Annotated in this window: 26 protein-coding genes; 14 read left to right on the top strand and 12 right to left on the bottom strand. The window is 40.7% G+C overall.

Translation table 11 applies throughout. The features are described from left to right. The first annotated feature begins 167 nt into the window (after positions 1–167). From MHH61_RS13840 to MHH61_RS13850, 3 genes are all read left to right on the top strand, one after another. The gene (locus MHH61_RS13840) at positions 168–1,034 is read left to right on the top strand and encodes a Cof-type HAD-IIB family hydrolase (protein WP_039177545.1); all 867 of its coding nucleotides are present in this window, start codon (positions 168–170) and stop codon (positions 1,032–1,034) included. A gap of 113 nt (positions 1,035–1,147) precedes the next feature. Further along, complete coding sequence (locus MHH61_RS13845) at positions 1,148–2,647, top strand: coproporphyrinogen III oxidase (protein WP_125587361.1); 1,500 nt, start codon at positions 1,148–1,150, stop codon at positions 2,645–2,647. 75 nt (positions 2,648–2,722) lie between these two features. Continuing rightward, complete coding sequence (locus MHH61_RS13850) at positions 2,723–3,997, top strand: lysine N(6)-hydroxylase/L-ornithine N(5)-oxygenase family protein (protein WP_125587321.1); 1,275 nt, start codon at positions 2,723–2,725, stop codon at positions 3,995–3,997. A gap of 37 nt (positions 3,998–4,034) precedes the next feature. Here MHH61_RS13850 and MHH61_RS13855 read toward each other — a convergent pair whose 3' ends face one another. From MHH61_RS13855 to MHH61_RS13865, 3 genes are all read right to left on the bottom strand, one after another. Then, positions 4,035–5,258, bottom strand: coding sequence for a cation:proton antiporter (locus MHH61_RS13855; protein ID WP_125587320.1), 1,224 nt, complete (start codon positions 5,256–5,258; stop codon positions 4,035–4,037). A 3-nt stretch (positions 5,259–5,261) separates the two neighbouring features. Then, a complete protein-coding gene (locus MHH61_RS13860; RefSeq protein WP_024425442.1) occupies positions 5,262–5,759 on the bottom strand; it encodes a cation:proton antiporter regulatory subunit in 498 nt (165 codons plus the stop codon). A gap of 63 nt (positions 5,760–5,822) precedes the next feature. Further along, the gene (locus MHH61_RS13865) at positions 5,823–6,149 is read right to left on the bottom strand and encodes a potassium:proton antiporter (protein WP_241218606.1); all 327 of its coding nucleotides are present in this window, start codon (positions 6,147–6,149) and stop codon (positions 5,823–5,825) included. Between the two features lie 181 nt (positions 6,150–6,330). Between MHH61_RS13865 and MHH61_RS13870 the strand changes: the two genes are divergently transcribed. Beyond that, on the top strand, positions 6,331–7,104 hold the full coding sequence (locus tag MHH61_RS13870) for an enoyl-CoA hydratase (protein WP_125587319.1): 774 nt from the start codon (positions 6,331–6,333) through the stop codon (positions 7,102–7,104). A gap of 31 nt (positions 7,105–7,135) precedes the next feature. On the opposite strand, the gene MHH61_RS13875 is transcribed toward MHH61_RS13870, so the two are convergent. Further along, positions 7,136–7,324 carry a YhzD family protein gene (locus MHH61_RS13875; protein ID WP_024425445.1) on the bottom strand — a complete coding sequence of 63 codons (189 nt, stop codon included), beginning with the start codon at positions 7,322–7,324 and terminating at the stop codon, positions 7,136–7,138. 172 nt (positions 7,325–7,496) lie between these two features. On the opposite strand from MHH61_RS13875, the gene MHH61_RS13880 reads away from it, so the two are divergent. The 4 genes from MHH61_RS13880 (at position 7,497) to MHH61_RS13895 (ending at position 12,871) form a co-directional block, all read left to right on the top strand. Continuing rightward, positions 7,497–8,711: a DNA repair exonuclease gene (locus tag MHH61_RS13880; protein ID WP_125587318.1), complete on the top strand. Its 1,215-nt coding sequence runs from the start codon at positions 7,497–7,499 to the stop codon at positions 8,709–8,711. A gap of 16 nt (positions 8,712–8,727) precedes the next feature. Further along, positions 8,728–11,514, top strand: a complete 2,787-nt coding sequence (locus MHH61_RS13885) for an AAA family ATPase (RefSeq protein WP_125587317.1) — start codon at positions 8,728–8,730, stop codon at positions 11,512–11,514. Between the two features lie 62 nt (positions 11,515–11,576). Beyond that, on the top strand, positions 11,577–12,524 hold the full coding sequence (yhaM, locus tag MHH61_RS13890; RefSeq protein ID WP_024425447.1) for a 3'-5' exoribonuclease YhaM: 948 nt from the start codon (positions 11,577–11,579) through the stop codon (positions 12,522–12,524). A 116-nt stretch (positions 12,525–12,640) separates the two neighbouring features. Then, complete coding sequence (locus MHH61_RS13895) at positions 12,641–12,871, top strand: sporulation YhaL family protein (RefSeq protein WP_024425448.1); 231 nt, start codon at positions 12,641–12,643, stop codon at positions 12,869–12,871. A 53-nt stretch (positions 12,872–12,924) separates the two neighbouring features. On the opposite strand, the gene MHH61_RS13900 is transcribed toward MHH61_RS13895, so the two are convergent. Continuing rightward, positions 12,925–13,809: a peptidylprolyl isomerase gene (locus MHH61_RS13900; RefSeq protein WP_024425449.1), complete on the bottom strand. Its 885-nt coding sequence runs from the start codon at positions 13,807–13,809 to the stop codon at positions 12,925–12,927. Positions 13,810–13,970: 161 nt separating this feature from the next. On the opposite strand from MHH61_RS13900, the gene MHH61_RS13905 reads away from it, so the two are divergent. Beyond that, positions 13,971–14,057, top strand: a complete 87-nt coding sequence (locus MHH61_RS13905) for a YjcZ family sporulation protein (protein ID WP_008361129.1) — start codon at positions 13,971–13,973, stop codon at positions 14,055–14,057. A gap of 145 nt (positions 14,058–14,202) precedes the next feature. Then, positions 14,203–14,292 carry a YjcZ family sporulation protein gene (locus tag MHH61_RS13910; protein WP_017360317.1) on the top strand — a complete coding sequence of 30 codons (90 nt, stop codon included), beginning with the start codon at positions 14,203–14,205 and terminating at the stop codon, positions 14,290–14,292. 51 nt (positions 14,293–14,343) lie between these two features. Here the strand turns inward: MHH61_RS13910 and MHH61_RS13915 are convergent, their stop codons facing one another. Together MHH61_RS13915 and MHH61_RS13920 are read right to left on the bottom strand one after the other, a co-directional pair. Then, positions 14,344–14,529: a hypothetical protein gene (locus MHH61_RS13915; protein WP_080652927.1), complete on the bottom strand. Its 186-nt coding sequence runs from the start codon at positions 14,527–14,529 to the stop codon at positions 14,344–14,346. Between the two features lie 82 nt (positions 14,530–14,611). After that, positions 14,612–15,133, bottom strand: coding sequence for a DUF3267 domain-containing protein (locus MHH61_RS13920; protein WP_024426567.1), 522 nt, complete (start codon positions 15,131–15,133; stop codon positions 14,612–14,614). Positions 15,134–15,365: 232 nt separating this feature from the next. On the opposite strand from MHH61_RS13920, the gene MHH61_RS13925 reads away from it, so the two are divergent. After that, entirely contained in the window at positions 15,366–15,710 is a 345-nt protein-coding gene (locus tag MHH61_RS13925; RefSeq protein WP_058838794.1) for a YhaI family protein, read from the top strand. Here MHH61_RS13925 and MHH61_RS13930 read toward each other — a convergent pair. Together MHH61_RS13930 and MHH61_RS13935 are read right to left on the bottom strand one after the other, a co-directional pair. Next, positions 15,688–16,308, bottom strand: a complete 621-nt coding sequence (locus MHH61_RS13930; RefSeq protein ID WP_039177583.1) for an HTH-type transcriptional regulator Hpr — start codon at positions 16,306–16,308, stop codon at positions 15,688–15,690. The two genes, MHH61_RS13925 and MHH61_RS13930, sit on opposite strands and share 23 nt — an antisense overlap. A gap of 187 nt (positions 16,309–16,495) precedes the next feature. Beyond that, complete coding sequence (locus MHH61_RS13935) at positions 16,496–16,852, bottom strand: YtxH domain-containing protein (protein WP_024425453.1); 357 nt, start codon at positions 16,850–16,852, stop codon at positions 16,496–16,498. Between the two features lie 128 nt (positions 16,853–16,980). Here MHH61_RS13935 and MHH61_RS13940 point away from each other — a divergent pair, with 128 nt between their 5' ends. After that, positions 16,981–17,172: a hypothetical protein gene (locus MHH61_RS13940; protein ID WP_024425454.1), complete on the top strand. Its 192-nt coding sequence runs from the start codon at positions 16,981–16,983 to the stop codon at positions 17,170–17,172. A 48-nt stretch (positions 17,173–17,220) separates the two neighbouring features. On the opposite strand, the gene MHH61_RS13945 is transcribed toward MHH61_RS13940, so the two are convergent. The 3 genes from MHH61_RS13945 to MHH61_RS13955 form a co-directional block, all read right to left on the bottom strand. Beyond that, positions 17,221–17,739 (bottom strand): tryptophan transporter, encoded by a 519-nt coding sequence (locus MHH61_RS13945; RefSeq protein ID WP_039177586.1) that lies wholly within the window; start codon positions 17,737–17,739, stop codon positions 17,221–17,223. Between the two features lie 127 nt (positions 17,740–17,866). Beyond that, a complete protein-coding gene (gene serC, locus MHH61_RS13950) occupies positions 17,867–18,946 on the bottom strand; it encodes a 3-phosphoserine/phosphohydroxythreonine transaminase (RefSeq protein ID WP_024426564.1) in 1,080 nt (359 codons plus the stop codon). A 159-nt stretch (positions 18,947–19,105) separates the two neighbouring features. Then, positions 19,106–19,534 (bottom strand): HIT family protein, encoded by a 429-nt coding sequence (locus tag MHH61_RS13955; protein ID WP_024425457.1) that lies wholly within the window; start codon positions 19,532–19,534, stop codon positions 19,106–19,108. Between the two features lie 486 nt (positions 19,535–20,020). Here MHH61_RS13955 and MHH61_RS13960 point away from each other — a divergent pair, with 486 nt between their 5' ends. Next, positions 20,021–20,761, top strand: coding sequence for an ABC transporter ATP-binding protein (locus MHH61_RS13960; RefSeq protein ID WP_024426563.1), 741 nt, complete (start codon positions 20,021–20,023; stop codon positions 20,759–20,761). Next, the gene (locus tag MHH61_RS13965) at positions 20,754–21,974 is read left to right on the top strand and encodes an ABC transporter permease (protein WP_125587316.1); all 1,221 of its coding nucleotides are present in this window, start codon (positions 20,754–20,756) and stop codon (positions 21,972–21,974) included. The genes MHH61_RS13960 and MHH61_RS13965 overlap by 8 nt, the downstream gene beginning before the upstream one ends. Positions 21,975–22,011 lie beyond the last annotated feature (37 nt).

Genomic DNA, 22,011 nt, shown 5'->3' on the forward strand with positions numbered 1-22,011 from the left:
TCCATTGTAACGCATCCAAACCATACATAAAAAAAAGCCTAGGGGTAGGCTTTTTTTATTTATATCAATCATTCATAACTTTGGGCTCTTTCAACTGCATGTTCTAAAGCGCCAAGCTAGGGCATATCCTCATCGTAAGTACAGTCATCAAGAAGGGGGATGCCTCAGTGTCAAAAAAACTACTTGCACTCAATATAGATGGGACGTTACTTCGTTCCAATGGTAAAATCCATTCCGCTACAAAAGAAGCTGTGGAATATGTAAAGAAAAAAGGGGTTTACGTGACGATTGTCACCAACCGGCATTTTCGTTCCGCTCAAAAAATTGCCAAGGCGTTGAAGATTCCAACATCAACCCTTGTGACGCATAGTGGTGCATTTATCGCCGATAAACTCGATGAGCCGCTTCATGTGAAAAAATTAACGGAAGAAAAGACATTTAATCTTGTGCAAATCCTTGAAAGCTTCGATTGTAATGTCCGCTTGCTGCATGAAAAATTCTCGATCGGCAACCGGAAAAAAACGCAGTCTCAGCTGATGGGAAAGACGCTCATTCATCCGTCTGATCCAATTTTCTATCCTGTCCAATTTGTTGAATCGTTAAGTGATATGCTGATGGATGAACCAGTCAGTACTCCAGTGATTGAAGTATATTCGACCGCGGAGCTTCAGCCCGAGATTCACAGGACCATTCAACAAGCATTCCCATCTGTTGATCTTATTAGGATCAGTGATGAGAAAATGAATATTGTATGCAAAGGGGTTTCGAAGGAAGCGGGACTTTCTCTTTTAACCTCTGCACTCGGTTTTACTTTAGAAGATACGGTTGTCATTGGTCATGGAACAGATGACATTCCAATGCTTGAATTGGCTGGTTTAGGCGTTGCTATGGGAAATGCCCCCAATGATGTCAAGCGTAAAGCCGATTGGGTGACGCGCTCGCATGATGAACAGGGTGTGGCTTATATGATCAAGGAATACTTTAGAATGCAGCAAAGAGAAGGATTTTTACATCAATTTGATATTAAGAGATAATACAGTGAAGGCCCTGTCAATCAAGAAATGACAGGGCCTTCGTCTGTTCCCTTCATTGCTTTTCCTACATGAATTTTGTAAAATGAAACAAGTTTGAAGATAAAGGTGATATGATGCGAATTTTAATTAAAGGGCTGTCAGATGAACGATTTCATCGCCCGCTTGTCAATATAGCCAATTTATTTGAAGAAGATAGTGAAGTGATGTTTGAACCAAGTGAACTGGATGATGGTTTGATCATGGAATTTAGCTGGAAGGAAGAAAATGGCATGGTGGAAGCATCTGGTCATATCGATGGATCAGACATCACCAGTCGTTTTTCGCGGGATGTCCCAGAGAGCTTGAACGATAAGGAGCGCTGGAAACAAATCAAAAACACAGTGCTGTCTGTTTATTTACACTTGCTTCAGGAGCACACAGGAATGACACAAAAGTGGGGGATTCTCACAGGAATACGTCCGACGAAATTACTTCATAAGATGCTGAGAGAGGGCATGTCAAAGGAAGATGCACATGAGGCGTTAAAGCGTGATTACTTGATTCATGATGAAAAAATCAATTTGATGCAGGAGATTGTCGATCGTCAGCTTAAAGCCATTCCAGATCTGTATGACCTTCAGCAGGAAGTGAGTATTTATATTGGCATTCCTTTCTGTCCCACAAAATGTGCTTACTGCACGTTCCCTGCTTACGCCATTAAAGGACAAGCTGGCAGAGTGGGAACGTTTTTGTTTGGTCTGCATTATGAAATGCAAAAAATGGGCGCATGGCTTAAAGAACATGGGATCAAAGTGACGACTGTTTACTTTGGCGGAGGCACGCCAACGAGCATCACAGCGGAAGAAATGGACTTGCTGTATGAAGAAATGTATCGCTCGTTCCCTGATGTGAAGCATATACGGGAAGTGACTGTCGAAGCAGGGCGTCCTGATACGATTTCGCCTGATAAGCTAGAGGTGCTAAACCGCTACAATATTGACCGGATTAGCATTAACCCGCAATCGTATGAGAATGAAACACTAAAGGCTATTGGCAGGCATCATAGTGTGGAAGAAACGATTGAAAAGTATCACTTATCAAGACAGTACGGCATGAATAATATCAATATGGACTTAATCATTGGATTGCCGGGAGAAGGGCTCAAAGAATTTCAGCACTCCTTGCAGCAGACTGAAGAGCTCAAGCCTGAATCTTTAACCGTGCATACACTCTCCTTTAAAAGAGCATCTGAAATGACGCGCAATAAGGAGAAATACCAAGTAGCAGACCGAGAAGAAATCACACGTATGATGGATGAAGCGGTCTCTTGGACGAAAGCACATCAATATCACCCGTATTATTTATATAGACAAAAAAATATTTTGGGAAATCTCGAAAATGTCGGGTATTCATTAGATGGACAGGAAAGTTTGTATAATATCATTATCATGGAAGAAGTACAGACAATCATTGGCATTGGGTGCGGTGCAGCGAGTAAATTCATTGATCCACGGACAGGAAAAATTACGCAGTATGCCAATCCAAAAGATCCAAAATCGTATAATGACCGGTATGAACACTATACAGAAGAGAAAATTCAATTCCTTGAATCATTATTTGTTTCTCACGTTTAAACACTGCGATGACGCAGTGTTTTTTTCATTTGTAAAAGGGTATATAAGTGATAAAAAGTTAAAGCAGGTGTACATATGATAGATGTGATCGGAATTGGGATTGGGCCCGCCAATTTAGGATTGGCCGCTTTGTTAGAGGAGTATGAGGATGTCTCATGCTGTTTTTTTGAACAAGAGTCTGAGTTTGCTTGGCATCCTGGTATGCTGATCAAAGGAACGGATTTGCAAGTTTCCTTTTTAGCAGACCTTGTCACAATGGCGAATCCAAGGAGCAGGTATACATTTTTAAATTATTTACATGAATCAAATAGACTTCACCGGTTCTATACATTTGAACAGTTTGATATCCCGCGGAGAGAATTCAATGAGTATTTATCATGGGTGGCAGGGGAATTAGACAGCTGTCAGTTCGGGATGAAGGTAGAAGAAGTGACGGACTGCCAAGATGGCTACCTTGTGAAAGTCAGACGGCTGAACGATGGTTCGCTTTCTGAATATCGTGCAAAGAATGTCGTGTTAGGCACAGGAAGCAAACCAATGATTCCAGTCGATGTGCCTGAAGCAGCATACCCATATGTGACCCATAGCAGCCGTTATTTAGATCAGCAGAAAGCACTTCACGAAGCTGAGTCGGTGGCGGTAATCGGCTCAGGGCAGAGTGCAGCTGAAATTTTCTTAGACCTGCTTCAGCATCAAAAGAAAGGACAGCAGCTTTCATGGTTTACGCGTTCTAGTGAATTTAGAGAACTGGAGACGGCAGAGCTTGGCCAAGAACTTTTTACACCAAAGTATGTCGAGTATTTTCATTCGCTTCCTTATGAAGAACGTATGAACACATTGCCTAGGCTGACAGGATTAAGAAATGGCATCGATGCATCAACGCTTTCGCGCATTTATCAGGAGCTGTATCATCGCTCTGTTTCAGGTGAAGAGCCATCTGTGCTCATTCAGCCAATGACAGAGCTTGAAGCGATTCAAAGAGGAGAGCATCAGCCTTTGGAGCTGCATCTCAAACAGTGGCAGCTGAAGAAAGAAAAAAGCATAACTGTAGATCATGCTGTATTGGCTACAGGATACACACCGAATATTCCTGAATGGTTTAGTGCATATGAACCTTTGATTGAATGGGAAAGTGATGAGCATTTTAAAGTGACAGACGACTTCAGGCTTGTGTTCAAAGACAAACGCTCAAATCATTTATTTACATTCACGAATCTTGATCATTCTCATGGAACAGCGGCAACCAATTTGAAACTATCGATTTACCGCAACCAGAAAGTCATTCGAACCATTCGCGGGGCCGAGGAAGCGCCAGTTAAGCAAGAAACTGCATTTCAGCAATTTGAATAAAACATAGAAAAGGGCCCAAGCATAGGGCCCTTTTTCATTAGATCGTCGTTTCTTTTTTTACTTTTGGTTTTTCAGGTTTCCATTTGAACATTTTGTTTAGGATTTGATAGATTTTCTTAGATTCTTTCGTTACGAGCGGTCCTAAGATCGCAAGGATTAAGACATACAATGCAGCAAAGGGCTTCAAAGTAGCGGCAAGTCCGCCGGCGATGCCAAGCTCGGCAACAATGATTGAAAACTCTCCTCTCGATACGATGGTTAATCCAATATTAGAAGAGGCTTTATAAGAAAATCCAGCTCTCCGTCCAGCGAACATTCCGGCAGTGAAGTTCCCAATTAAGGTAAGAATCACAGCGCCGATCGCAAGCCAGAAGGCATCACCCAATGTAAACGGATCGATACTGAGACCAAAGCTGAAAAAGAACATCGCTCCAAAGAAATCTCTAAACGGAACCACGAGATGCTCGATGCGGTCTGAGTGCTCTGTTTCTGAGAAAACAAGACCAAGTAAGAGAGCTCCAATAGCCTCTGCTACATGAATTGTTTCTGAAAAACCAGCGACAAAGAACAAAGCGGCAAAAATCACAATGATAAACACTTCGTTCGAACGGATATCAAACAACTTATTTAATAGTTTTGGCAGCTTCCGCGCAATGATAAAGAAAAGCATCATATAACCAAAAGCGATTAAAATCGATAATAAGGCACCGCCAACAGTAGTGGCATCTCCAAGGACAAGACCTGATACGACAGATAAATATACGGCAAGGAAAATATCCTCAAACATAATAATCCCTAGAATTAACTCTGTTTCAGGATTTGCCGTCCGTTTCAAATCGACAAGGACCTTGGCCACAATGGCGCTGGATGAAATGGTGATCACACCTGCCATAATGAGAATCTCAAGGAATCCAAACCCTGTGATAAAACCGTAGAGCAGTCCTAAGCTGAAGTTGATCAAAATATAAATAGATCCGCCGACTGCAATAGATTTACCCGATTTAATGAGTTTTCCGACAGAGAACTCAAGTCCAAGATAGAAAAGAAGGAACAGGACGCCCATTCTGCCAAAAAACGAAATGATCTCCGTGCTTTCGATAAATTTCAAATCAATGATCCCGATAGTTGGAGCATGCGGCCCAACAATCATTCCGAGGACAATGAGAAAAGGGATGATAGAAAATTTAATTTTATTGGCGATTAAGCTGGCGATGGCGATAAGAATTAGCGCCGTCCCAACTTCAAAGACTAAATGATCCATTCATCACTCTCCCCCTCTAGAAAGAAAATCACGTACCAATCGTTTCAAGTGTTTTCTTTCGCCCGAAATGACCATCGTATCATTTGCTTGAATAATCGAATCGGCACCAGGGTTGAGTAATTTTTCATTTGTATGTTTAATGATCGCAATCACGGTGACTTCATAATTTTGTCTCACATCTAAATCACCGAGTGTATGTCCAACCGCTTTTGCACCTTTTTCCACTTTAAACCATTCAATGATCAAGTCGTTGAAGGCCATTTCAATGGTTTCTAGTGCCTGCGGTTTATACACCATACCGCCGATAATAGCAGCGATTTGCCGGGATTCAGCATCATCGAGTGAAATGGTAGACAGCACTTCATCTGGATCATCATCGTCAAAACGATAAATTTCCCGTCTGCCATCATCATGAATCACAATCGTCATCTTTTCTCTATTTCTCGTTTCAATTTCAAATTTCTTTCCGATCCCAGGAAGATCATTTTCTTTAATGTTCATTTTATCCCTCCGAATTTGATAGTCTGTGTTTTTATATAGTAAATGCGGATGAAATAAAATGAATCAGTAGAGGTAATTAGATTGATACATAACGGGGATCGCACACTTCATTTCCAAAAAACATAGATCAATGGACAATGCAGCTGATGGGGCAGGCTTTGGCAGAAAAGTCTTGGCATCCATCATTGATAATCTGTCTTTCAACAGAATGGATGAAGCGTGTTTTTTTGAAAACGAAGGTGTCTTCACAGCATTGATTTCTTCATCATAAATGGATGGAGAAATCAGGCTAGGTGTGCTCGCTTCTGCCTGTGAAGCAAAAACGACATTTGAAAAAGGAGAAAACATGACGATGAAGCTAACCAATATCATGATGGAACATCTGACCAATCATCCTCCTCCTTTCAAATTTATTTTCTTTCTTTTTTTACTATATAAAAATATATTTCTTGTTTCAATCATTATGCTTATTTTAGTATCAATTGATCTTGAAATTTTTTGTTTAGAGAAAAAGGTTTTACATGATGGAAATGGAAGTAAGTTATGAGCTTTTAAAAGAAGAGGGGGATGGATGATGACATATATCAATTGTCAGTTAGACGGGGATATTTTTGAAATCGTTTTCAATAGGCCTGAAGCTTATAATTCTTTTCATGTGGACATGTTTGCTGAATTCAAAGAAGCATGTGATGCAGCGGAGGAAAGCAGTGCAAAAGTCGTTGTCATCAAGGGAGCGGGAAAAGGATTTTCAGCAGGCGGAGATATTGGGATGATGCTCAAGCAGGAAAGTGAAGAAGATTTTCATCGTGTGATGGATTTGATCGAGGGAATTACACTTTCTCTAGCTGGTATGAAAAAAGTGACGATTGCGCTTGTCCACGGGTCAGCAGCAGGCCTCGCTTTTAGCTTTGCTCTAAGCTGTGACTACTTGTTTATGCATCAGGATGCAAAACTCGCCATGAATTTTAATGGAGTAGGATTAATTCCTGATGGCGGGGGGCATTTTTTCCTCACAAAAAGAGTGAGTGAGCAAACCGCTAAACAATTGATTTGGAGCGGACAAAAGCTGCCGGCTGAAGAAGCGTTAAAGCTGCGCCTTGCAGACGGGGTGTTTCAGGATGAGGTCGATACGTACCAAAAAGTGTGTGTGAAGCCATTTATGAACATGCCGCTTCAAGCCTTTATCGAAACGAAGATGATCTATTTCCAGCAGTCAGAATCAAAGCTCTTAGCCGTTCTTCAAAAAGAAAGAGCCGCACAGGCAAGACTGAGAAAAAGTCATGATCACAAGGAAGGTATACAAGCCTTTTTAGAAAAAAGACGTCCTGTCTTTCAAAAAGCATAAATGAACATGAGGCCGGCGAAAGCCGGCTTTTTTAACGTTCAAATAAAAGCAGCTTGCCTGCTTGATCAACGAGTCGATGAGAATGCTTTGTGTATTGCTGTTCCATTAAGCGATGACGTCCTAATTCCTTTGCCTTCTTGTCACTATCCGCTGTGATTTTTTCATTTAATAAAGTCTCACCCGACCGGTCAAATACGGTTAAAAAGTATGTCTTCTCCATGCCTCATCTTCCTTTCCTCTGTTTTTTAATGTAATTAAACATGGAATAAGACAAAACCTCTTTTTTAGCTCTTAAAAATGTGTTTTTTAGATTGAGAGTGATAGAACGTGCATTCGTAAAAATGGCATGATAAAATATGGACAATGACAGTATCGGACAAGGAGATAGACGTTTGACTAAGCTCACCTTTATTCATGCCGCAGATTTACATTTAGACAGTCCATTTGCAGGAATGTCGACTATACCTAATTCTATATTTAAGCGGCTCAAAGAAAGTACCTTTCAAAGTGCTAAGAACATCTTTGATCTCGCCGTTGCGCGGGCGGTAGACTTTGTGCTGCTGAGCGGAGATTTATTTGATGAATCCAATCGCAGCTTAAAAGCACAGCTGTTTTTAAGAAATCAGTTTGTAAGACTGCAAACGCACGGGATTGAAGTCTTTATTATTTATGGGAATCATGATCATTTAGGCGGTGAATGGACACCGATTGAGTGGCCCGAGAATGTACATGTCTTTTCGAGCAGTACACCAAGTGAGCACTCCTATTATCGAGGGAAGCAGCTTGTCGCGAGTATTTATGGATTTAGCTACAAAGAGCGGGCTGTCTATGAAAATATGACATCTCATTATGTCAAAACAACAGATGCTGCCTATCACATTGCAATGCTTCACGGCACATTAGCCGGACAAGAAGGACATGATGCATATGCCCCATTTCAGCTTCAGCAGCTCATAGCACGGGATTTCGATTATTGGGCGCTCGGACATATACATAAAAGAGCCCTTCTGCATGAAGACCCATTTATTATTTACCCTGGTAATGTGCAGGGCAGACATATTAAAGAAACGGGTGAAAAAGGCTGTTACTTGATTCACCTCTCCGAAGATTCACGGGCAGTGGATTTTATCAGCTGTGCAGATATCATCTTTGAGAAACTGGCCATAGACATCACAGAAACGGTTCATATGACGGATCTTGTCACACTAGTGGAAGGCAAAATCAATGAGCTGAAAGAGGAAGGCGTTCCTCATTTTGTGAGAATTGAATTGACAGGTGATGCACCTTCTTACTTTGAGCATACGCAGCTTGAGGTCCTCGAAGAGCTGTTGACTGTTTTTCATGAGCAGGAGGAAGACGAAGACGTGTTCGTTTGGGTGATGTCAATTGACTGCCGAACAAATGAGGATGTGATCTATCCAGAGGATTCTTTTTTGAAGGAACTAACGGCAGAAATTGCACAGTTTGAGTCATATGAAGAGCTGCTTCTACCGATCAAGCGTCACCCAATCTACAGAAAGTCAGGAAAAGCGCTCACAAAAGAGGATGAATTGGATATAAAAGAAGAAGCACAAAGGCTGCTGACGGAACAGCTGAAGCAATTATGAGAAAAGGAGAGGTATGATGAAAATACGTTCACTCCATATAGCGAATTTCGGGAAATTTTCAAATCGAACCTTTCACTTTTCTGATGACGGTTTTCAGCTAGTTTACGGCCTGAATGAATCGGGGAAAACGACATTGAAGGCGTTTATTGAGTCGATGTTATTTGGTTTTTCAAAAAACAAGATATACAAGCCGAAACAAGGATCTTTCTATGGCGGCTCCCTCACTTGCTTAGATGAGGAATTAGGTGTCATTCACATTGAGAGATCGTCCGATCGAGGCGGTCAAGCACAGGTGTTTTTACCGAATGGTGAAGTGAAAGATGAAGCATTTCTACGAACTCTTTTAAAGGGAACAGATCGCAGATTATTCCAATCAATCTATTCATTTGATGTGTTTGGACTGCAAAATGTCCAAGCCTTAAACGAAGATCAAATCGGTGAATTTCTCCTTTTCTCAAGTTTATTTGGCTCAGATGCTGCCTCTAAGATGGATAGCAGGCTGCTTAAGCAGCAGGAGCAGCTGTTTAAACCAAATGGACGCAAGCCGGAATTAAACCAGCAGCTTGATCGTTTAAAAGAGCTGGCTGCCCAGCTGAAACAAGCTAGATTGGCAGAAGGCCGTTATACAGAGAAAAAACGGGAGCATTCTGAATTAATAGAGAATATCGCAGCGCTTCAAAAGGAAATGAAGCAGACAGAAGAACAGATTCAGCAGTTAAACGAACACATTCGACTTTATCCCATGATAGAGAAGAAGATGGAGTTAAAAAAAGAATTAGCCCGTTATCCAGAACGAGTCAAACGCTTTAGAGCAGAAACAGAGCATGAATTGGATAAATTAGAATCACACCTTCACCCGAAAAAGGCTCAAATGACTGCACTAAAGCAAAAATTAGATCATTTGCAAACCTCGCTGGCACAAGTTCAACTGCTTTATGACAAGGATACATTACTGGAGATGAAGCGTGTCGTTGATGAATCTTCTCATGCTGAACGTGTCAAAAACCGCTTAGCTGAATGTAAAGCAGAACGTGATTCATTGAAACAAAAAATGGACGAAGCCGCAGCGAAGCTAAAGTGGCAGCGTTCAGTCAAGCTTGATCAGATTGACGACTCCCTTGAATTTGAGTGGGAATTAAAGGAGGCTGTCAGCCAATACGTTCGTTTAATGGACAGAAAGGCACAGCTGGATGACCGGTTTGATCATGCAAGACATGAGCTGGAGGAAGCGGAAACCGCTTTAAAAGGATTAAAGGAACAGCAGGCCAAATCGCACAGTACAGTGGAAGCTGGGGAAACTAGAACAAAAGAGAAACAGGTTCATTCCCGGGCGTGGTTATTTCCTGTGATGGTGATATTTGATGCTGCATTTCTGCTTGTCCTTTTCTTTTTAACAGAGTGGTGGGTTACTTTCTTATTTGCAGGGTTTTCTGTTTTTGTCTTCTTTGCTATTTACCCATTTTTGAAATCGGCACAGGTGAAACAGGGAAGCGGCAGGGGAGCATTCGATTCCTTCCAAGTACAGACAGCTTCAGCTGAAACGCTTGTGAGGCAGAAGGAGCTTTTGTACGAAAGGATCATCAGGCAATATGAAGACTGGGAGCAGGAGCTGGAACCTGTCCAGCAGCAAGTAGAGGAAAAGAAAAGACAGCTTGGCTTGTCCTCAGAGCTTTCTTTCCTAGTAGAAGCCTTTCTTATTCTGAAGCAATTAAAAACGGATACAGCGGAATATGAGGAGCTTAGCCGGGAAATAGACGAGCTTGCCGGCCAGCAATCCAATTATGAGCACAGGGTGGAAGCGTTAAGCAGTCTTCTGCAACGAAAGGAAGGCACCATTCAAGAGAACATCTCGGCCTTTCAAGAGATTTTGAAAGATGAGGCGAAAAGAGAAAAAGAACGTCAGACATTGGATGTATCGATTCAACATGTGAAACAGCAGATCACGGCGCTAGAAGGGGAAATTGACTATTACGAAAAACAAATGGACGCGCTTTTTCGTCAAGTAGAGGCAGAGTCCAAAAAAGATTACCAAATTCTTTCCCATCTATCGAAAGAATATCGGGAACGGCTTTCCCATTTGCAGCAGCTGAATCAAGAGCTGCATAGAAGCGGCTGCTTTGATGAGGAAGAATCGATTGTTCGTAAAGGGTTGCGTCTTCTTGAAGAAGAGTGTGCGGAAGCAAAGCAGCACCTGAATAACATACAAACGAATGCGGCAAATATGGAAAAACGTCTGGCAGAACGAGCAGTGGAAATCCGGCAAATAGAAGCTTCAGGTACGGTGTCTGATTTGACTCATCAGCTTTCAGCTGAGCAGGAGCATGCAAAGCATCTTGCGAAAAAATGGGCGGCGGTTCAGCTTGTTCGCTCCGTCATTCGAGGAAAATTGAATGAACATAAAGAAAAAAGGCTGCCAGCACTGCTGCAAACAGCCTCCCGCTTTATTCAGCCGTTAACGAATGATCGATATGAAGCCATTTTATTTTCACCCGAGGATGACCGGCTGATCGTGAAAAGGATGGACGGACGAATATTCCGCCCAGAGGAGCTCTCACAAGCAACCTGTGAACAAGTCTATCTGGCCATTCGTTTTGCACTCGCCTTGTCTCATCAGCATGAATGTCAGCTTCCGTTTATGATGGATGACAGCTTCGTTCATTTTGATCATGTTCGTCTAGGAAGAGTACTGGAGTTGATGAATGAATTCACGCGTTTTGAAACACAGCTGTTTTATTTCACCTGTCATCAGCATATGACGCAGGCAGCAGAAGATGGACAGATTACGAGTTTAGCAGTTGAATGATTGACAAATAATGACTTATGTTATACTTATATGAGCAGAAACATGGAAGGAGCTTTTATTGAATGGCTAAAGGGATCATGACCTATGATGTCGGCGAACAAGTTGACCTGCATTTATTAATTAAATCATCTACTAAAGGGATTGCAAGTAATGGCAAACCATTTTTAACGCTCATTCTTCAAGATCAAAGTGGAGATATTGAGGCGAAACTATGGGATGCAAAGCAGAATGATGAAATCACCTACGGTCCGCAAACCATCGTGAAGGTAGTAGGCGACATTCATCATTATCGCGGGAGGAATCAGCTGAAGCTTAGGAATATACGCCCTGTTGCTGAAAACGAGCAAATTCGAATTGATGACTTTCTCGAAACAGCTCCTATTCCAAAACACGATATGATGGATACGATTATGCAATATATTTTTGATATGAAAAACCCTAATATTCAGCGTGTTACAAGGCATTTGCTGAAGAAATATGGACAGGAATTTGCTGATTATCCAGCAGCGACAAAAAATCATCACGAATTTGTCTCTGGACTCGCCTACCACGTTGTGTCTATGCTGCATTTAGCAAAATCAATTGTTGACCTATATCCATCACTAGATCGAGATCTTTTATATTCAGGCATCATTCTTCATGATTTAGGGAAAGTCAAAGAGCTTTCGGGTCCAGTCTCCACGACATATACTGTGGAAGGGAATTTAATTGGCCACATTTCCATTATGGTGACAGAAATTGCGAAAGCTGCGGAAGAGCTTAGCATTGATTCAGAGGAAATTCTCATTTTACAGCACTTAGTCCTGAGTCATCACGGAAAAGGAGAATGGGGCAGCCCGAAACCACCAATGGTGAAAGAAGCTGAAATTCTCCACTATATTGATAATTTAGATGCGAAAATGAACATGATGGATCGTGCACTTGAGCATGTGAAGCCAGGAGAATATACAGAACGTATTTTTGCACTTGAGAATCGTTCGTTTTATAAACCAACCTTCCATCACGAATAATCATGTCAAAACGTCCGTTTATGCGGGCGTTTTTTTCATAACTTGTCTTCTTTTCGCATAAGCATGTAACACAAAGGAAGAGAGGAATGTCCTTAAGAAAAGGAGGCGATGAAAAAATGTTGTTTTTTCCGTGGTGGGTGTATGCATGTATTATCGGCATTATTTTCTGTGCGTATAAATTAATGACAACAGCCAAAGAGGAGCAAGAAATTGATCAATCCTTTATTGAAAAGGAAGGAGAAATATTTATCGAGCGAATGGAACAGGAAAGAGAGCGCAGACGCCAGAATCAGCAGGTGAAAAGATCACAGGATACTGCGGCACATGAAGATCATTCAATTGCTTAATCTCGTCATACAAAAACCCCTCTGCACGATTACGGCAGAGGGGTTTTTTGTGATTACTGGTTCTGTTGTGTCTGCTGATTTTGTGCAGGCTGTTCAGATTTTTCTTTGAACGTTTTTTGAAGCTCTTTATCTTTTACTTTCACATCAGCATCTTTTACTAATTTGTTTAAGATGTTTTGGATTTCATTTGTGTCTGCTTGTTTTTGGTCAAGCAGTTCTTTTTTCAAGTCTGCTTTCATGTCATCATATTTACCGCGTTCTTCAGTCTTTTTAATGATATGGTAGCCGAATTGGGATTTTACTGGCTTGCTGATTTCATTTACTTTTAGTTTGAAAGCAGCTTTGCTGAAGTTCTCGTCCATTTGGCCTTCTTTTGCGAACCAGCCTACATCTCCGCCTTGTGCTGCTGAAGCAGTATCAGTTGAATATTCAGAGACAAGGGAATCCCATTTTTCACCTTTATCTAATTTCTTTTCCACTTCGTCAGCTGTTTTCTTATCAGCTACTAAAATGTGGCTTGCACGGATTTTTCCTTTAAGGTCATCGTAATACGATTTTACTTCTTTATCAGTGATTTTGATGTTAGCTTTGGCAGCCTTTTGAGTCAGCAGCTCATATTTCACTTGATCTTTGATGTAATCTTTACCGAATTCATCTTGAAGCTGTTTTAAACGATCTTCACCAAGTGTCTTTTTATATTCTTCCAATTTCTTATCAATTTCTTTATCAGATACTTTGTATTTGTCAGCAAGAACCTTTTGTTGAACAAGTAGGTTTAGAGCATCTCCACCTGCTTGTTTCTTAAGAGTTGTATAAAGTTCTCCTTTTGTGACATCTCCTGATTTCGTTGTGGCGATCACATCTTTATCACCGCTACTGCATGCGCCAAGAGTTAAAACACTTACTGCTGTTACAGCTGCTAAAGCCATTTTTTTCATTCAAAAAACACTCCTAATCTTTCCAATTTATTTATCATTGCTTGTATCATAACATATTGTGACACGCTGTAAAAAGAAATGCAAATGGAAGGGCATTCGTCTAGTCAAAAAATTGCGCGCGACATACACATATAGTGATCACAAAAAGGAGGCTGAATTATATGGGAGCAGGATATTCTAATGGGTTTGCTTTATTGGTCGTGCTATTCATTTTGCTGATCATCGTTGGTGCAGCATATCTTTACTAATTAAATCGCTGTGACAGAAGGGAGCCGTCCTGCCGTGCGTGAGGGCGGTTCTTTTTTCAAACGATGACAGGTGCCTAAACGTTTTTTATTTTTCTGCATACACTGAGCTTAGAACAGAGGAAGAACTGGCAGGAGGTGTTTTCACATGGGAGGAGAAGTCTTTGCTGGCGGTTTTGCACTAGTCGTCGTATTATTCATTTTATTGATCATCATCGGTGCATCTTGGATTTGCTAATTCAAATATACACAAAAAGCTGCCCTCAAACTGGCAGCTTTTGCTTTGATCTTAAATGGAAATGTTAATTTGAACAAATGATGAGATAAGTAAGATCAGTATTGATACGTTGATAAAGCGAAACACCTTATCTTGCCGTTCTTCAGGAATCTCTCTGACAAGGCATAATGTATTAGTAAGCCTGTTTATTGAATACACAATAAACGCGGCAAAGACGATGAAGTAAAATAAAACTATCGGAGATCCCCCCTCTCTATGCTATTCCCATACTACATTACCAAATTTTTTATGAAAAAGATAGAAGTTGGCTTTAAAAACCTCATGATGAGGAAGTTTGGTCAACTAAAATATCAAACTCGTCTTGAGCTTGATCGATGATGCAGGATCTAGGTGCTTTGAGCAGCTTCCATGCAAATAAAAAGTCAGGCAAACAATAGCCTGCATGTATACTTGCGATGATGATAAAATAGTGTGCGTACATAGGAAACGCCACGCCTAACACAAAGTAAACCGGTGAGATGACACAAAACGGGCTGAGAAGTGAAAAAAGCATCACTTTCTTAGGTACGCGCTGCCAGCAATTTCGTTTCATTAATAACGTCATTTTTTTCTTATTTTTCATCACTGGGATCAAGTGAACCACACGGTGGACAAGCAATGTCACAAGTAAGAGCACGGCAAAAAGCGGTGCGTTATGGCTGCTTAGCCTCGTTTCAGGATGAGTCAGTTGAAAACATAAAAATGCCATAATGAAAAAAAGGATAGCAAGACTTATGGCAGAAATCATCATTCTCGTATAACCATAATCCTTTTCAAGATTAATGGTCTTCCAACAATTCATTTTTCATCCTTCCAATCTAAAAATCGAATTGAATATCTCAAGATAATTTACTCTTCCTGAGGATAAAAATCAATGGTTTTGATGAAAAAAAATAAAATGGTGCCTTCATATGGAATAAAGAGAGGAAACTTTGGATTTTTCAAGAAAAAAGAACTGAAGGGGGAGGTTCGTCTCTTTCGTCAATGAGTATTTTCGGCTAAAATAGAAGGACTAAGAGAAAGAGGGAACGTACATGAGTATTGAGGAACGAATGAGCCAGCTTGAATATTATATGGAACTTTTATTGACGGCAACCGATATGAGCCGTTATCCATATTATGCGTTATTGATCAGGCAGCGTGTATCGAAAGAAGAGGCAGAGGAAATTGAGCGTATTTGTGCTGAGCTTTCAGAGGAAATGGATAAGCAAAAAGCACAAGGCTACGTCATGTTTGACGATCTCCTCGCGCTTTTTGCGGGACAATTAATTGAAAAGCTGGATGTTCATGAGACCATATTTGCTTTGCATGATCAAGGACTATTTCAGCCGTTAATGAATGAATTTATAAAGATCATTAAACAATTTGATTTGTGTTAGCCGCTTTTTCTGCTGCCTCAGCTGAGTTTTCAAGTTCCTCAGTCTTTTTCGTGACTTTTCCTCGCTCATTCAAAAAGTCCTTCTCAATGTTTGAAAACGATTTCTCAAAAATCTCCATGAAATCCTGACCATAAATGTTTCGGATGATGCACATCATTTCTAAAATCTCAGGGAATTTTCCGTAAATGTCATGAAGCGGCTGTGCGCCTTTGACAATACCAGTTCGTGCCGGGTCAAAATCTTCGAGTAGTTTATGGAATGTCTCTTCGCCTTTTGGCGTTAGCTCAATATACGTATTGCGTTTATCGTTTAACTTTTTAGAAAATTTTAAAAATCCTCGTTCCTCCAGTTTCTTGGAGAAGTTAAACGCCGTTGATACATGCATGACGCCAAACTTTGCAATTTCTGATATTGAAGCTCCTTTTAATTGATACGCAATCCATAAAATATGATGTTCATTGATATTTAGGTTATACGGTTTGATCCACTGCTGCCAGTCCTTTTCAATGGATTTCCAAAGAGCTTTGCTCAATTGGGCCATTCTTTGACTGAATAAAAGTGCTTCTTTTACATCGAAAGGCTGTTCCGAATGATTCATCCATTTCACCTACTTCTCTTTTTCTTGTAATTCTATTATGCCAATAAAATAAAGATTAATAAAGCTGAAAATTCAAGAATTTTTAAAAGTCATGAAAAACATTGACAAAATAACCTTTTTTCAACAAAAAAAGTGCGGGATACGCACCCCGCACACTTTTGTAAACGAATATTTTTTTGTGAGTATATTAGTTTTGTAAGGTTTTCTCCAGTTGTTTGAGCTTTTCCTCAATTTCCTGAATTTCCTTTTGTAAGTCCTGCTGATGAGGTTTGATTTCTTCGCGCCATTGCTGAATCGATGTTTGCAATTCAGATCCGACTTCTTTAATCACCTCTGCGCTTTCTTTTGCTGTTTCCACAATTTGCTCTTTTAAAGCTTGTCCATCTCTTTTTAATTTTGTCAGCGTATCTTCGAATTTGTCATAGCCGTCTTTCACTTTTCCGCGCACATCTCTGCCAGAAGAGGGAGTCGTCAGGAGCACTGCCGCACCTCCGAGGAGACCGCCTACAAATAATCCTGTTAATAAAGAACGTCCACTAGCCATTCAAATCACCTCTAGTCAAATTTTACACATTCGCATGTTCTCTCTGAGCTGACGATCAGCTTCATTGAACTTCCATACATAGCTTGCTTTATTTTAGCATACTTTTGAAGAAAAGGGAGGGGAGAAGGTTGTCTGTCTTTCTGTTCGTTTTTATGTGTATCGTCATCGTTTTTACAGGTGGTTCTATTCATTATGCAAGACAGCTTGGGTATGCAGGGTCTTATCCGCCAAAACATGTCTTAAAACAAAAAGCACTTGTGTGTGCGGCAGGTGCAGGGATTTCGCTCCTCATTTTACTGCTGACCCTTTTTCTTTTATAAAAGCATGAAAAAACCTCTTCATCTATGATGAAGAGGTTCGGTTATTCGTTAAGCAACTTCTATCATTCTTGCACGTCTCAAAATGGACTGAGCAATTGGGAAGACAAATACCATAGCGATGGTATTAATCACAGCTGCTGGCAGGACGACGCCCACAAGAAGTGCCGGTAATGCAGCTGGCAGTCCGGTGATCAGTAAAGCGGCAGATAAGAAAATCACGCCGGATACGATGGTTCCAATCGCAGTTAACACAGCGGTCAGCACCACTTTGTTCTTTATCTTCGAGCAAGATAAGAAAAGGGCTAGGAAGATAAAGGCTGTCACTGGCTTATCAATCATATTCGGAATTTGTCCGCCTGGGAATCCCGTTGTTAATGCAGAAATGACTCCAGTCACTAGCGCAATCACGACGACATGCTGAACCTTTGGGAAAAGGATGATGCTTAAAAACATCATGACCAGCATCATATCAGGTTTCATTCCGAAGAAGATGGGCGGGAAAATCGTATGCAAAACAGCTCCCATTGCTGCAAGCAATGACATAATCACTAATTCTTTTGTTTTCATTTCTATGCTCTCCTCTGCTAAGCTCTTATAGGACTCTCCAATAATATGGCTCATCATTTATTGCAAGAGTCATGACTTTATATTTCTCGTTATTATAACAAATTTATTTCCCTATAGAAAAGCCTTTTTACTCATTTTCTTGCTGGAACTTTTTCATAAAGTCCGCAAGCTTTTGGCAGTCTTCAATTGAGACCGCATTGTAAATAGATGCTCTGCATCCACCGACAGAACGGTGGCCGGCAAGTCCAACCATTTGCTCTTGCTTTGCTTTTTCCACAAAGGAAGAAGTAAGTGCATCATCGCGAAGAGTAAAGGTGACATTCATATGCGAACGGCTGTCAGCACGCGCATGTCCTTGATAAAAACCGCCGCTTTGATCAATTGTATCGTAGAGAATGCCTGCTTTTTGTTCATTGCGTTTTTCCGCTGCTTCTACACCGCCAGCTTGTTTAACATGCTCAAGGACAAGCGACAGCATATAAATCGCAAAAGTCGGTGGTGTATGATAAAGAGAGTTAGCTTTTGCATGTGTTGAATATTTTAATATTTTCGGCGTGCTGCTTTTCTCTTTCTCTAATAAACGTTTGCGTGCAATCACAATCGTGATACCTGAAGGCCCTAGGTTTTTTTGTGCCCCAGCATAGATGAGATCAAATGAAGAAACGTCTATTTTTTTGCTGAGAATATCACTGGACATATCCGCAATGAGCGGGAGTGACGTGTTCGGGAACGTTTTCCACTGAGTGCCGAAGATCGTATTGTTCGATGTGATGTGCAAGTAAGCACCATCTGTTAAACCAGAAGTATCTACTTCTGGAATATACGAGTAGTTGTCATCTTCACTTGAAGCAAGCACAGATGTCTGACCAAACCCTTTTGCTTCTGACAATGCTTTTTCTGACCAAGCGCCTGTTTGAATGAAATGAGCTGTTTCGCCTTCATGTAAGAAGTTCATAGGAATCATCGCAAATTGAAGACTAGCTCCGCCTTGTAAAAAGAGGACTTCATAATCTTCTGGAATGTGCATCAGTTCCCCCAAAAGCGCTTTTGCTTTATTGTGGACTTCTTCATATTCACCGCTGCGATGAGAAAGCTCCATCACAGACATCCCAGTTTGTTTAAAATCAACAAGTTCTTCCTGTGCTTTTTGAAGAACTTCTAGCGGCAGTGCCGCCGGACCAGCATTAAAATTCGTCGTTCGCTTCATCACAATCTCTCCCTATTTCTCGCGTTAATGGATCAAAAGATAAAACCATCCTATCACAAATTTGAAGCATTTGGACAAAAAATTTGAATCGTTCAAAATATCTTACTATTAGGAGATGGAAGCGAGGAAAAGGGGCAAAAATAAGAAAAACCTCATCTGTTAAGATGAGGTAAGCCGCGTGTGGATGGCAGAAGAAATGTCTTTTAAATCCTCTGACGTGTATTGATCTTGGTGTGATTTCCATACGGCACCAAAGCCATCGCCTTTTCCGTAGCGCGGAATGATATGCATATGGTAATGGAACACCGATTGACCGGCTTTTTCACCGTTGTTGTTCAGGAGGTTTAACCCAATTGGTTCAAACTCCTGTTTGATCGCCCTTGCAATTTTCGGAATCGCTTGGAAGTAGTGGTTAGACACTTCTGGTGTCATCTCATAGATGTTTTCTTTATGTATTTTCGGGATTACAAGGGTATGTCCTTTTGTTACTTGGCTGATATCAAGAAAAGCCAATACATGCTCGTCTTCATATACTTTTGCACATGGAATGTCTCCATCAATGATCTTGCAAAAAATGCAGTCGCTCACGCCATGTCACTCCTCACTATTTTTCCTTTATCGTATCATAAAAAGAAGCAAAAAAGAAAACAGGACAAGCGAACTCCTTTGGTCGCTCATCCTGCTCCTGCAGAAGAAATGCTGATGCTTTCATTCGAATGCCTTTTGAATTCTCTATTTACTGAAATAAAGAATTCATGTGCCTGCTATTTCTGCCGTAAACACCTCATTTGACGTTTTGGTTTGTCGAATACATATTGTATAGGACACAAAAATCAAGAATCAGTGAAGCAAAACAGAAGCTAAGGTTTTTAGATGAAAAACCAACTTGTCATGCGGTTCTTTGCCTTTAACAAACACCTCATTTACTTATTGGTCATCAAGTTCATTTCTTCTACATACATTATGATGACCAAAGCGCCTATTTTTTATTCATGACTCGTCTATAGGTAAACATTTCAAATTATCATTCGTTTTTGTTACTATAAAGGAAAAAAGAAAGAAAGGAACGAATTCATGTCCCTTCTCACTGTAAAAGATGTAACGGGCGGATATACGAAGAATCCCGTTCTAAAAAATATTTCATTTGAATTAGAAAGAAATCAAATCGTCGGTCTCATTGGCTTAAACGGGGCGGGGAAAAGTACAACCATCCGCCATATTATCGGGCTCATGAAACCGCATAAAGGTGTCATTGAATTGAATGGACGAACTCTTCAAGACGACCAAGAGGCGTATCGTTCACAATTTACATTTATTCCTGAAACACCTGTTTTATATGAAGAATTAACGTTAAAAGAGCATTTAGAGCTGACAGCGATGGCTTACGGTCTATCAAAGGAACAATTAGACGAACGCCTGCCATCATTGCTGAAAGAATTTCGAATGGAGAAAAGGCTGAAATGGTTCCCTGCTCATTTTTCAAAAGGAATGAAGCAGAAGGTCATGATTATGTGTGCATTCCTTGTGGAACCAGAGCTGTATATCATCGATGAACCGTTTTTAGGGCTTGATCCTCTTGCAATCAATGCACTGCTTGAACGGATGAATGCAGCGAAGAAAAGCGGCGCTAGTGTCCTGATGTCAACGCATATTTTAGCGACAGCTGAGCGCTATTGTGATTCCTTCATTATTTTGCACGAAGGGGAAATCAGAGCGAAAGGAACACTGGCAGAGCTGAGAGAACAGTTCGATATGAGAGATGCGACACTCGATGATCTTTATTTGGAATTAACAAAGGAAGAAAGCTATGAGTAAAACAACGCTTACTATTTGGAAATCAAGATTAGAGGAACACATACAAGAAACAAGAAAATACTTAAAATACATGTTCAACGATCATCTTGTCATTGTGCTCATTTTTTTCCTTGCAGGCGGAGCAAGCTGGTACAGCAGCTGGCTCAAACATATTCCAGCTCACTTCCCATCCTACTGGGTGATGGCAGTTGTTTTCTCATTGGTACTTACAAGCTCATACGTACGTACGTTGATTAAAGAAGCCGATCTCGTGTTTTTGCTTCCTTTGGAAGGAAAGATGGAGCCTTACTTAAAACAAGCGTTTAACTTTAGCTTCATTTCTCAGCTGTTTCCTCTCATTGCTGTATCGATTGTCGCACTTCCGCTTTATTCGGCGGTGTCTTCAGGAGGCATCACGGAGTATGTGCTGATATTGGCGCAAATGATCTTAATAAAGGGTCTGAATACAGCCATTCAATGGAGAATGACTTATTTTCAAGGAAAACACGTGAGATGGCTCGATGCAGCCCTTCGTTTTCTATTAAATATGATGTTGATCTACACCATCTTACAGGCAGCCTATGCGATTGCAATCGTTTTTTATCTTATCTATGGTGTCTATCTTGTCTACTTAACAAATGCAGTGAAAAAACAGCCCTTTCAATGGGAAATGCATATTTCTGATGAATTAAAACGGAAGCAGCGCTTTTATCGTTTGGCAAACTTATTTACAGATGTGCCTCACTTAAAGAAACAGGTGAAAAGAAGAGCATACATGGACTGGATGTTGAAGTTTGTTCCTTACGATCAGCGTAAAACTTTTTCTTATATGTATGTGAGGGCGTTTGTACGCTCAAATGACTATTTTGGTCTGGTGTTTAGATTAACTGCCGTGTTTGTCCTGATTATTTTGTATACAGGTGCAGCAGGCTGGGTGGGTGCGTTACTAGTCTTGTTCACAGTATTTATCACAGGTGTACAGCTTGTGCCGTTAACGAAGCACTTTGCTCATCTTTCATTACAGGCACTTTATCCAGTTTCTCAAAAAGAAAAGGATCGAAGCTTTTTTGTTCTCGTCCGTAATGTGCTCATCATCCAATCGATATTGCTGAGCTGTGCGGTACTTCCAGCAGGAGGCTGGCAGGGAAGCGGACTTGCCTTTCTCATTTCTGTAGCGTTTGTGCTTGTCCTCTTTAAGCCTTACGTACAAAGCAGATTAAAAAAGATGAGATAAGTGGAATTACAGCGAGCGTATGATGACATCAAGGAGG

The organism is Bacillus sp. FSL K6-3154, from assembly GCF_040869395.1.
Taxonomy (GTDB): Bacteria; Bacillota; Bacilli; order Bacillales; family Bacillaceae; genus Bacillus; species Bacillus safensis.